Source organism: Paenibacillus dokdonensis (assembly GCF_004916975.1).
In the GTDB taxonomy this organism is placed as follows: Bacteria; Bacillota; Bacilli; order Paenibacillales; family Paenibacillaceae; genus Paenibacillus_AQ; species Paenibacillus_AQ dokdonensis.
The window spans coordinates 435,781-447,500 of the sequence record NZ_STGQ01000003.1 but is presented as its reverse complement, the minus strand read 5'-3'; the positions used below and the strand labels follow the sequence as shown (position 1 = coordinate 447,500).

At 47.5% G+C, this 11,720-nt stretch carries 8 protein-coding genes and 1 pseudogene; 7 read left to right on the top strand and 2 right to left on the bottom strand.

Features of this window, described 5'->3' with window-relative positions:
* Positions 1–61: 61 nt before the first annotated feature.
* Together E6W40_RS26385 and wrbA are read left to right on the top strand one after the other, a co-directional pair.
* Positions 62–1,258 (top strand): Gfo/Idh/MocA family protein, encoded by a 1,197-nt coding sequence (locus E6W40_RS26385; RefSeq protein WP_136608583.1) that lies wholly within the window; start codon positions 62–64, stop codon positions 1,256–1,258.
* Between the two features lie 352 nt (positions 1,259–1,610).
* Positions 1,611–2,231 (top strand): annotated as a pseudogene (wrbA, locus tag E6W40_RS26380) (NAD(P)H:quinone oxidoreductase).
* Between the two features lie 97 nt (positions 2,232–2,328).
* On the opposite strand, the gene E6W40_RS26375 reads toward wrbA, so the two are convergent.
* Positions 2,329–3,468: a phosphodiester glycosidase family protein gene (locus E6W40_RS26375; protein ID WP_136608582.1), complete on the bottom strand. Its 1,140-nt coding sequence runs from the start codon at positions 3,466–3,468 to the stop codon at positions 2,329–2,331.
* A 116-nt stretch (positions 3,469–3,584) separates the two neighbouring features.
* A complete protein-coding gene (locus E6W40_RS26370) occupies positions 3,585–4,361 on the bottom strand; it encodes an ABC transporter ATP-binding protein (RefSeq protein WP_136608581.1) in 777 nt (258 codons plus the stop codon).
* Between the two features lie 199 nt (positions 4,362–4,560).
* Between E6W40_RS26370 and E6W40_RS26365 the strand changes: the two genes are divergently transcribed.
* Genes E6W40_RS26365 through E6W40_RS26345 form a run of 5 tightly spaced genes read left to right on the top strand, consistent with a single transcriptional unit; the run spans position 4,561 to position 11,559 of the window.
* Positions 4,561–5,532, top strand: coding sequence for an ABC transporter permease (locus E6W40_RS26365; protein ID WP_136608580.1), 972 nt, complete (start codon positions 4,561–4,563; stop codon positions 5,530–5,532).
* A 12-nt stretch (positions 5,533–5,544) separates the two neighbouring features.
* Entirely contained in the window at positions 5,545–6,435 is an 891-nt protein-coding gene (locus tag E6W40_RS26360; protein WP_136608579.1) for a carbohydrate ABC transporter permease, read from the top strand.
* A gap of 50 nt (positions 6,436–6,485) precedes the next feature.
* On the top strand, positions 6,486–8,117 hold the full coding sequence (locus E6W40_RS26355; RefSeq protein WP_168929063.1) for an extracellular solute-binding protein: 1,632 nt from the start codon (positions 6,486–6,488) through the stop codon (positions 8,115–8,117).
* A gap of 55 nt (positions 8,118–8,172) precedes the next feature.
* Entirely contained in the window at positions 8,173–9,960 is a 1,788-nt protein-coding gene (locus E6W40_RS26350) for a sensor histidine kinase (protein ID WP_136608577.1), read from the top strand.
* A gap of 9 nt (positions 9,961–9,969) precedes the next feature.
* Entirely contained in the window at positions 9,970–11,559 is a 1,590-nt protein-coding gene (locus E6W40_RS26345) for a response regulator (RefSeq protein WP_136608576.1), read from the top strand.
* Positions 11,560–11,720 lie beyond the last annotated feature (161 nt).

Genomic DNA, 11,720 nt, shown 5'->3' with positions numbered 1-11,720 from the left:
GACTTATTCGCACTAAAAGGTCAACATCAGAATAAAAGAAATTATTTCCTGGGAGGTTACGATGAAGAACAAAATCAGAGTTGGCATGATTGGTCTGGGCGCACGCGGAATGGGACTGTTAAAGGGCATTATTTTGCATATGGAAGATGTGGAGGTAGCTGCTGTATGCGACTTGTATCAGGATCGCTGCGATCAGGCGGCTGATAGTGTTGCAGAAACCGGCATATCCCGTCCTTTGGTGACTCAGGATTACCGGGAAGTCATGGCCATGGGGAATATTGATGCCGTCGTCATCGGCGCCTCCTGGGCAGACCATACGGAGATAGCCATTGCTGCGATGGAAGCAGGTATATATGCCGCCTCCGAGGTAGGCGGGGCCTACTCAATCCAAGAGTGCTGGAAGCTTGTAGAGGCCTACGAACGTACTCGTGTGCCGTGTATGATTATGGAGAACTGCTGTTACGGACGCGATGAAATGATGGTACTGAACATGGTGAAGCAGGGTGCGCTTGGAGAGGTTGTACATTGTGCGGGCGGCTATCATCATGATTTGAGAGACGAGATTGCTTTTGGAAAAGAAAACAGGCACTACCGCTTGAACAATTACATTCACCGCAACTGTGAAAACTATCCGACGCATGAGATTGGCCCGATTGCACGTATTCTGGATATTAATCATGGTAACCGCATGGTTTCGCTGGTATCGATGGCTTCCAAGGCGAAGGGCATGCAAGCTTATATCCGCAAGGAAAAAGGGGAAGATACCGAACTGGCGCAAACCGAATTTATGCAGGGCGATATCGTCACCACCATTATCAAATGCGCTCATGGAGAGACGATTACGATCACACTGGATACTACGCTGCCGCGGTATTATTCCCGGGGATTCACCGTTCGTGGTACCAAGGGGATGTATATGGAGGACAACCATTCTATCTATCTGGAAGGTACACATGATGATTTTCATATGGGCTGGAAAGAGCAATGGGGCAATGTAGAGCAGTTCAGAGAGCAATATGATCATCCATTATGGAAAAAATATATCGAGGAAGGTGTCAAGGGCGGCCATGACGGGATGGATTGGCTTGTATTCTCTGACTTTTTTGAAAGTGTGAAACAAGGCACCCAGACACCGCTTGATGTATACGACATGGCTGCCTGGATGTGTATCTCTGCATTATCAGAAGAATCGATTGCCTTGGGAGGGCATCCGGTCGCAATTCCCGATTTCACGAACGGCAAGTGGATGACACGTTAATCATTGAAAACATATCATAAGGTTATGAAGAGGCTGGCAAGCTATAAACTTGTGCAGCCTTTTTTACGTATCGGGTACTTCCGTATGCGGCAGCATCGAATGGTTACGCTGTTGACAACAAGAAAACAGAGTGATAATATTATCTCATGTTAGAGATATATTACTTGAAGGGAAATATTTTTTTTTGAGTAAAAATCTTTAATTCGAAATATATAATGTTAAGAGATGATATGTAACTAGTGTATTTTGCATTGTTCCATATTGTTAACAAAGTATATTTCAAGGGTAAGCATGGCAAGATAGGAAAAACTCATGTTCAACATAAACTAAATTGATAAGGGGGAAATTCAAGATGTCTAACGTAAAAACAGCTGTTATCTACTATAGCTCCGGCGGTACAAACTATCAGCTTGCACAATGGGCGGCAGAAGGGGCTAAACAAGCTGGCTCTGAAGTGAAGGTTCTGAAAGTGGCTGAAACGGCTCCACAGGCTGCGATTGATTCCAACCCTACTTGGAAAGCCAACCATGAAGCAACCAAAGACGTTCCGGAAGTTACACTTGCTGATTTGGAATGGGCAGATGCCATCATTTTCAGTATTCCTACCCGTTTCGGCAACATGCCGGTTCAAATGAAACAGTTCCTCGATCTTACAGGCGGACTTTGGTTCCAAGGTAAATTGGTGAACATGGTTGTCAGCGCGATGTCCTCTGCACAGAATCCTCATGGCGGTCAGTAAGCTACCATCCTCTCCCTGTACACAACCATGTACCACTGGGGAGCTATCGTAGCGACACCGGGCTTCACAGACCCATCCATCTTCGCAGCAGGCGGCAATCCTTACGGCACTTCCGTGACCGTTGGTCAGGACGGCAAAATGGTTGAGGATGTGCAGGCGGCAGTTGTTCATCAGGCAAAACGTACAGTTACCGTAGCAGATTGGGTGAAAAAAGGACTTAACGGAAACAACTAAATGTAGAACATGCTAACAATAAAAGGCTGGGCCCGAAGCATCGATGATGACTTCAGGCTCAGCCTTTTTTGTGTATTCCAGTTTCATTCAGAAAAAATTACTGGACTTTAATCACGATTGCATTGCTGATTTTGCGTCCCGGGGTTGTTAAGTATTTGCCGTTAAAATATAATCCGCTCGACGCTCCCCCGTCCAGATTCATGGCCTGATAGGCTCCAGCCTGACGCATGATCTCTGCCAGCTGCGGAATGGTCGCACCGCCCGTGGTCAGTAGGATCAGCTTATGGTCCTTGGTAATGCCAAGGGCGCTGCGTGCACCGCCGCCTGTCAGAATCTTCGGGTCTTTAAATCCTTCCTGCTTCACATTCAGCGATACCTTGCCGTCGACCAACAGCCGAGGTCCCGCCTGCAGTCCGCCTTCAATGAGTCCTTGGCCGAATTTGTCCTTAAAATCAGAGCCTGCGATCAGGCTGACAAGATGGTTCTCATCATAGGTGAATATGGCCCGCTGATCGCCAGGGCTCGACATTTTAATGTCACCCTTGCTTAAGATATACCCGTAAGGGGCCTTATAACTGCCTGATGTATAAGCATTGAAAAAGGTGCCGTTAATAGCTACGGTCGCGCCGCTTCGTTTGGCGATGCTGCTCAGATCTTCCACATTCCCGGGCGTATTTCCGGCAAGCACCACGTCCATTTGAACCTGGGGATGCATGAGGGATACAGTCACCATCTGTACGCTAAACGATCTGCCGCTCGCTTTAATGGTTTTCTTTTCACTGACAACCGGTTTGGAAAGCGATTGGCCAGCGGTACGCGTTACCACAGGGAGTATGGAAGAGGAGCTGCCTGAGGAAATTTTGACGGCATTGCTTTCTTTAACCCACTCCAGTTGGTAGCCTAGCTCTTTGCTTATGATTTGAAGAGGTACATAAACAGACCCATTGTCCTTGAAAGGTGCATCCTGAAGGGAGACGGAGCGATCGTTGACGCTCGCTGTCTTTTGTCCGAGGGTCATGGTGATATGTACATTGCCGTGCGTTATTTGAATTTGTTTGGATGCTTCATCCCATTGTACTTGATTGGCATCGAAACCGTTTAAAAAGCGAACGGGTGCAAAGGAGTGATTGCTTTTGGCATCCATAATGACCAAGTTTTTGGCAGGCGCTGCCGCAAACGTTGATGGAATAAGACAGATAAATGCAAGCAGTACGAGAGCAATTGATTTTTTGAACATGTTTGACTGTGAGTCCCCTTTTTGTGTGATTTATTCCTGCTATTGTAATATCGGAAAAATCATCCTTAAGTTGAAGGGTAAATGGGACTTTATTCTCTTGTAGTGACGAGGGGGAACTACTCAGCTACGCGTACATAAAAGCGATCCCCATGCCGGTCTACATCAACAGACGCTTCAAAAAATCCGCTCAGGTTCTCTGCCGTCAGAATATCCTCGGTCTTGCCGCTATCTACAGCCTCACCATTTCTCATCAGCAGCACATGGCTGAAAACAGGCAAAATTTCCTCCGTATGATGCGTGACATAAATCAGGGTCGGTGCGTCCGGCTTACGTACCAGCTCCGCAATACTCTCCAGCAGACGCTCTCTCGAGAAAATATCGAGTCCGTTGCATGGCTCATCCAATATCAGAATGCGGGGATTGGCCATCAAGGCGCGCGCGATGAGAAGCTTCTGTTTTTCCCCCTGCGAGCAGGTCCGGTATTCGCGATCCCACAAGTGATCACAGCTAAGCGTGGTCATCAGCTCACGGGCGAGTTCATAATCTTCGTCGCTGGTCTTATCGTAGAGGCCAATGGTGGCATGCTTGCCGCTAATCACGATATGCTGCGTGCGGTCCGAGGCATACAGGCGTTCCTGGAACGAATTGCTTACCCAGCCGATCGATTTACGCAGCTCACGCAGATCCACTTCGCCAAACAAATGGCCAAGGACCTTGACGGAGCCTTCCGAGGGCCAGATATAGCCGTTGACGATGTTCAGCAGCGTCGTCTTTCCGGAACCGTTCAGGCCGAGCAAGGCCCAGTGTTCCCCTTCCTGCACCTGCCAGCTGACGTCGTTCATGAGGGTGTGCTGCCCGCTTTTCCATGTAATATGTTCCACATCAATGATCATGACTTCATTCCTCTTTTCCTGCCGGTTACGGTATCGAAACCTTTTTTAATGGTATAACACAACAGGCATATAGGCTTCAAGCATAGTTTTACAAGGAAGAACATGTAATATTGCAGGTTAAATTCTAAAATGCGCAGGGTTTCGGGATTGAAAGCGATTTCCCATAATAGAAGTATCAGTCACACATGAGAGGGGGGCGATGAATATCCGATCCACATTACAGCAGGATGTTCAAGGCCAAGCACGCGTGAGAACAGGGGGCAAGCTGCTCGGTAAAAAGATCAAATCGCAATATCAGCTGCTTCTGATGTCTATTCCTTTTGTTATTATTCTGATCTTGTTCAGTTATGTACCGCTTTGGGGATGGATAATGGCTTTCCAAAAGTATTCGCCCGGCAAAGGCATCAGCGGCAGTCCGTTCGTCGGATTCGATAATTTTATCAAGCTGTTTCATGACGACCGATTCTTCCTGGTGCTGCGGAATACGCTGGTGATGAGCATCTTGAGCCTGGTCACGAGCTTTGTTGGCGCCATTACCTTAGCGCTGTTATTAAATGAGGTTAAGCATGTGCTGTTCAAAAGGGCGGTGCAGACCATTACCTATATTCCGCATTTCGTATCGATGGTCGTAATCGCCAATATTGTCATTACCTTTTTATCGCCGGATGGAGGTTTCGTCAATCAGATTCTGATGGCTACCGGCATCATTCATGAACCGATTTACTTCATGTCCAAGGGGGAGTGGTTCTGGGGGATTCATACCTTGACCGTACTCTGGAAGGAGCTTGGCTGGAGCACAATTATTTATCTGGCAGTGATTTCAGGGCTTAATCCGGAAACGTATGAGGCCGCGGAAGTGGATGGTGCGGGAAGATTCCAGAAGATCTGGCATATATCTATACCCGGGCTCCTGCCTACGGCTACCATGCTGCTGATTCTGTCTCTAGGTTCGATCGTTAACACGGGTTATGAATCGCAGTTTTTGCTCGGCAATTCCTTGACCACGGATTTCTATGAAGTTCTTGATCTGTATGCGCTGAACATTTCGTTTGGATCGGGGCAATATTCGATCGGCGTTGCGCTGAGTATATTTAAATGCGTCGTAAGCCTGATTCTCGTACTGTCCGTCAACAAACTGGTCAAAAAAGCCGGACAAGCATCATTGTTCTAAGGGGGGAAGAGAATGAGGAGAAAGCTGGGTGCCGGCGACGTAACATTCAACATCTTAAATTACATGTTTTTGGCCGCGTTGATGGTTTGTACACTATATCCATTTATTAATCTGCTCGCCATCTCGCTGAATGAATCAACGGATACGCTGAGAGGGCAGGTCTATCTGTGGCCAAATGCGCTGACCTGGGATAATTATCGCGTTGTTTTTCAAAATGAAATGCTTCTCGGGGCAACGCTGCGGTCTGTGGCCCGAACGGTCCTGGGTACGGCATTATCGCTCATCGGTTCGGTCATGCTGGCTTATACGCTGTCGAGGAAGGAATTCTTTCTGCGCAAGTCGATCAACCTGATCATGGTTATCAGCATGTATATCAGCGGGGGCCTTATCCCTACGTATATATTGATCAAAAATCTTGGCCTTACCAACAGCTTTTGGGTGTATATCATTCCCGGTCTGATTAGCGTGTTCAATGTCATTATCATCCGGACATATTTCGACCAGCTGCCGGACGGATTGGTTGAAGCTGCAAGAATCGATGGGGCCAATGAGTTTCAAACCTTGTTCCGGATCGTTATCCCGGTCAGCATGCCAGTCCTGGCTACCGTTACCTTGTTTGTATCGGTGGGTCACTGGAATTCCTGGTTTGACAACTATATGTACAACACAAGGGATAACTTGAATTTGCTTCAGTATGAGCTCATGAAGATTTTGATGCAGTCGACGCAGCAGGTTACGAGCAATGCCACGGGCTCGCTGTCGAGCGAGTCACTCCGGCAGATTACGCCGCAGTCCATCCGGGCTACGATGACCATTATAGTCACGATTCCGATCCTGTTCGTGTATCCGTTTCTGCAGCGGTATTTTATTAAGGGGATTATGATCGGTGCCGTGAAAGAGTAGCTGGTGCCGCATAATAGATTAATTTACAATGAAAAGGGGCGATGACAACAATGAAAAAGAGTATAATTACAGGCCTTGCACTTATGCTTTCGGCATCCTTGTTCGCAGGCTGCGGCAGCAGCAAGACAGATGAGAATGCGGACACAGGCAGCGGAGTGACCAACTATTCCATGCAGGTATGGGATTCAAGCTGGAAATGGGACAACGCGATTAATCAGAAGCTGGAGGAAAAGACCGGCGTCAAAATGGACTACATACCCGTCATAGACAGCGGATCGAATGCAACCGGCAAAGTGGATGTATGGCTCGCTTCCGGCGACTATCCCGACATTATCAACGACTCTCCGCTGACCATCGGCAAATATAAGGATGCGGGTGCCGTGATTCCGCTGGAAGAACTGATTGATCAATATGGACCTCACATCAAGGAGAAATTCGGCAAATATTACGATCTGCTCAAAGACGATGAGGGGCATATCTACTCGCTGTATGGCGTGAATTTGGCCACGGAGCCATCTCCGGATTCCCAGGCTTCATTCATCGTTCAATATGATGTACTGAAGGAAGCCGGCTACCCGGAAATCAAAACGCTGGATGATCTGTACGCCGTATTGGAGTCCTATTACCAAAAGCATCCAAAAACCGATGACGGTAAGGAAATCATCCCGTTCTCCGGCATCAGCGGCGGATTGCTGGATATTAACCCCGCGCTGAATGCGGCTGGACTTCCGGATCATGGTTTCTATGAAATCAAGGATAATAAAGTCAACTTTGCGATGACGAATGACTATGCCAAGCAGTACATCAAGTTTCTCAACAAGCTGCAAAATACCGGCATGCTGGACAAAGAGGTATTCAGTCTGAATGCCGAAACCGAAGGTGCCAAGATCAGCCAGGGACGCGTGCTTGCGAGCTATATTCCCGGCTGGCTCATGAAGGGATATGAAAAGTCGATTATCGCAAGTGGCCAATTTGATAAAATGTACGCCAAATTACCGGTGATGCAAAGCGCAGGCATGGAGGATCATTCCAATGGCATGCCGCCGACTTCTTCGAGTACGAACCTGGCCATCACCACCAAAGCCAAGCATCCGGAAAAAATCATCCAAATGCTGGATTACCTTTTCACGGATGAAGGACAAGTACTCGCGAATTGGGGCATCGAGGGCAAACATTATGATGTCGTAGAAGGTAAAAGAGTAAGAAATAAGGATTTTGATGCCAAGCTGCAGGCTGATCCCAGTGTGGCGGTAAGTGAAGGCCTCCAGGGCCCTTTTAACCGGTTTACATTCGGCAATGGCGCCAAGCTGTCCGATGGGGACTATGCAACGCCAATTACGAAGGATTATGTAGTTTCAACCTACGATAGTACAACCAAAGAAGTTTTGGCGAAATACGGCAAGCAGACATGGGCAGATTTTATGGCAAAGCCGGAAATTTATCCAGCCATGCTGTGGCAGCTGAACACGCCTGAGGATGCCAAGCCGATTGCGATCAAGCTGGAGGAAATCTGGCATAAGGAAATTTCAAAAGCGATTCTGGCCAAATCTGATGCGGAGTTTGAGCAGAAATGGAATGAAACGGTCGCGCAAATTGATAAAAACGGTAAAGATGAGCTGAACCAAAGTATGACCGAGGTATGGCAAAACTTCATGGAGCGTTATAATAAAGCAGTTAAATAAGGCATAGGCAGCATATATCAACGCGCCCAAATCTAAGCCAGCCGGGGAATGGAATATGAAAATCAGGACAAAAATCTTTATGGCCAATATGCTCGTGGTCACGATTCTGCTGGGCGTTCTTACGAATGCCATGGTGGAGTACGTGAGCGGAATCCTGCTGGATAAAGCCAAGGAGAATGCTGATTATTCCGTTTCTCAGCTGGCTTTAAATGTGGATAACACGCTCAAGGTGTATGAGCAGTTAGTCGACGCTTTTTATATCAACAACGATCTTCAGGCAGCTCTATTGAAAAAGTATGATTCGGCCGCGGAAGCGCAGGCCGTTTATTTTGATACCGTCCTGCCATATATGAACGTCATTCGTTCAACGACGGACACCCTGCATCTCATGATATATACGAATAATGATACCTTTCAATTTTCTGACGTAAAGCTTATTGGAGATGAAGTGCGGGATACGGATTGGTACCAGGCGGCCTCTGAGACAAAAAAGCGGCTGTCGCGGGACTGGATGTATATGGGGCGCTCTGATATTTATAAGGCAGACGTGCTGCGGCTGGTGGGCAAACTGTACAATATTTTTAATAAATCAGAAATATTCATTACAGTGGATGTAGAGCAGCGGATTATTGAGAACCTGACTTCAGCAGAGAACAAAAATCAGCGGACGATTATTGCATTGAGCAACGGCCAGGTAGTTGTGGATCATGGCAGCAGCAACTTAAACGGGCTTCGGCTTGAGAATTACGGATTTTATGACAAAATTGCCGGGCACCAAAAAAGCAGCCAGATGTACACAGAAAATGGGCGGAAGTATCTGTTAGTGTCAGCCACATTGAACGCGCGCAGCAGCATTACCGGCTTCAAGGTTGTGCTTTTGGTTCCGATTGATGAATACATCAGCAAAGTCAATAAGCTAAAATGGCTGGCATTGATCTTATATGCGGCTTCGCTCGGAATTTCCTTTATCTTTATGTATTTTATTTCCGCAGGATTCACCAAACGACTTACTGTCCTTGTCATGAAGATCAAGGAGATGAATACGGATAACCTGCATTCATTCATCGATGTTAAAGGTAATGATGAGATTACTCAGGTCAGCCATAAGTTCAATCAGATGATGATGCGGATGGATATGCTGATCAAGCAGGTGTACGAAGCGGAAATTCAGAGGAAAGAACTGCAGCTGAAGAAAAGGGAATCTGAGCTGTATGCCTTGCAAACGCAGATCAATCCCCACTATCTGTTTAACACGCTCAATGCGATCCGCGGTAACTTGCTGGAGAACGGAGATCGGAAAAATGCGGACATCGTCAAGTGGTTTGCCCAGTCCTTCCGTAATCTGCTCAGCAGAAAAGGGGATATCGTCCCGCTTGGAGACGAGCTCGAGATGATCGATACTTATATGCGCGTGCAGATGTTCCGGTATGGGAAGCGGTTGGAATACAGATGTGAAGTGCCGGCGCCGCTGCTTGGATATCCGATGCTCCGGCTTGCGCTGCATACTATTGTAGAGAACGCCATCATCCATGCGCTGGAACATAATGAAGGCATCACAGTGATCTGTATTTCCGCTGAAGCGGCAGGTGGTCACAGCTATCGTCTGACGATTGCGGATAATGGCCCGGGTATGACGGAAGAACGCCTGAAGGAAATTGAGGCTATGATTGCACAGTGCGACGAAGAGCAGCAGGGCACGGAGCATCTTGGACTGCTGAATACACAGCAGCGGATCAAGTTGACGTTTGGAGAAGCATATGGGCTAGCCATTCGCAGCAGGCAGGGTGAAGGAACTGAGGTTGTGATGAACATGCCCAGCACTTGGGAGCGACAGGAGGAATGAAGTGAACATATGTTTAAGGTATTGATCGTTGATGATGAACCGGGCGCGCTTAAATCCTTAAAATATATGCTGGAATGGGAAGATATTGGATATGCCATTGCAGGGGAAGCCGAGAATGGCAAACAGGCGCTTGATCTGCTTCGCAGCGGGCACTTTGACCTCATCATTACGGATATCCGTATGCCGGGCATCAGCGGACTTGAACTCATTGCCGAGATACGTGGGATATCGGATGACATTCCGGTCATTGTGATGAGCGGCTATGAGGAGTTTTCCTATGCGAAAGAGTGTATCCGGCAAGGGGTAAAGGATTATTTGTTAAAACCCGTTGATCAGGATCAGCTCACTGAGCTGCTGCTGGGAATACGGGAAGAGCTGGTGCGGCAGCTTTTAACCGATTTGAAGCTGTACCGCGGAATGCCCGCATTATTGGATAGGACCCTCAAACGAATAGCGCATGGTCTCTTGCCCGCCAACGAGATCAGACAGGAGCTGGAGCTACTTCATATTCAAGTGCAGGATGACAGCCCGGTGGGTGTACTGCTGGTTGAATTGGATCTTCCGGACATGACGGATTCCTCCTGGACAGACCATGAGATTGGTATCAAGCGGTTTGCTGTGATGAATGTAGTCGAGGAGCTCCTGCAGGGAACCGGGTATGCGTTTGAGGAAGGCCAAGACCGCGTAGGCGTGATTATACTGCGGGATTACGCATGCCCGTCCGAAATAATCCAATTGGCAAAATCAATCCGGGCTAGTGTAGTCGAATACGTCAAAATATCGGTAACGATCGGAATCGGGGAAATGATCAGAGGTGTAAGCCAGCTGGCTGAGTCATTTAAAACAGCTGAACTTCGGCTTGAGATGAAGTTTCTGTTTCAAGGACAGATCATCGGAGCTTCCAGTCAAAGCAGTCAGAGTGGAGAAATTGCATATGGGAATAATTCCCTCATGCACAGCGCAGATTTGATTATAGAGGCGGTTCGAAATAAAGACAGCGAGCTGGTTGCAGGACTCTTACAGCAGCAGCAGCAAATATTTATAACCGGCCAGGCATCCCGAGCAACGGTACAGACGTTTGTACTGGAGCTGTTTTCCCGTTTATTTCAGCTCATCCGGGAGCTTGAGGAGCCTTATCCTCCTATATTTGGCAGCGGGACACCCGAGCTTCAGCAAGCGATGGAGTTCAAAACACTGGACCAGGTCATCGCTTTTACTGCTGCCAAGTGCGGGGAAGTCATGATTCATTTGAAACGTCTCAAGATGTCTTCTTCGGAAAAAGTCATCGATATCGTTAAAAATATCGTGAAGCAAAGATACGTGGAAAACTTGCATTTGAAAATGATAGCAGAACAGGTACACATGAATCCAACTTACCTTGGACAGATTTTTAAGTCGGTAACAGGAGAATCTTTCAACGATTACCTTATGAAGGTCAGAATGGAAAGGGCCAAATTCCTCGTTCTGCATACGGACAAGCGGATTTATGAGATTTCCATGGAGGTTGGCTATCGCCAGCTGGATGCATTTTATAAGAAATTCAAGGATTACACCGGCAAGAGTGCCGGAGAACTGCGTGCCGAGCAGTGCAGCGGATGAGTCGAACCGCTCATGCCCCGGCCTGCTGCTCTCCGGCACTTTTTTTCATTCCAATAGCCTAAAATATGGTATTGTATACCTATTCAAGTATCCATTCATCGATTGTCAGGAGGTAGGGGATTCTTAGCCATAGATTCAGCAAAAGCAAAATTACATAGCCA

Bases quoted from the DNA above. Each gene is read 5' to 3' on its own strand.
- E6W40_RS26370 (WP_136608581.1), bottom strand. From the start codon at position 4,361: ATGATCATTGATGTGGAACATATTACATGGAAAAGCGGGCAGCACACC.
- E6W40_RS26375 (WP_136608582.1), bottom strand. From the start codon at position 3,468: ATGTTCAAAAAATCAATTGCTCTCGTACTGCTTGCATTTATCTGTCTT.
- E6W40_RS26385 (WP_136608583.1), top strand. From the start codon at position 62: ATGAAGAACAAAATCAGAGTTGGCATGATTGGTCTGGGCGCACGCGGA.
- E6W40_RS26345 (WP_136608576.1), top strand. From the start codon at position 9,970: ATGTTTAAGGTATTGATCGTTGATGATGAACCGGGCGCGCTTAAATCC.
- E6W40_RS26350 (WP_136608577.1), top strand. From the start codon at position 8,173: ATGAAAATCAGGACAAAAATCTTTATGGCCAATATGCTCGTGGTCACG.
- E6W40_RS26360 (WP_136608579.1), top strand. From the start codon at position 5,545: ATGAGGAGAAAGCTGGGTGCCGGCGACGTAACATTCAACATCTTAAAT.
- E6W40_RS26355 (WP_168929063.1), top strand. From the start codon at position 6,486: ATGAAAAAGAGTATAATTACAGGCCTTGCACTTATGCTTTCGGCATCC.
- E6W40_RS26365 (WP_136608580.1), top strand. From the start codon at position 4,561: ATGAATATCCGATCCACATTACAGCAGGATGTTCAAGGCCAAGCACGC.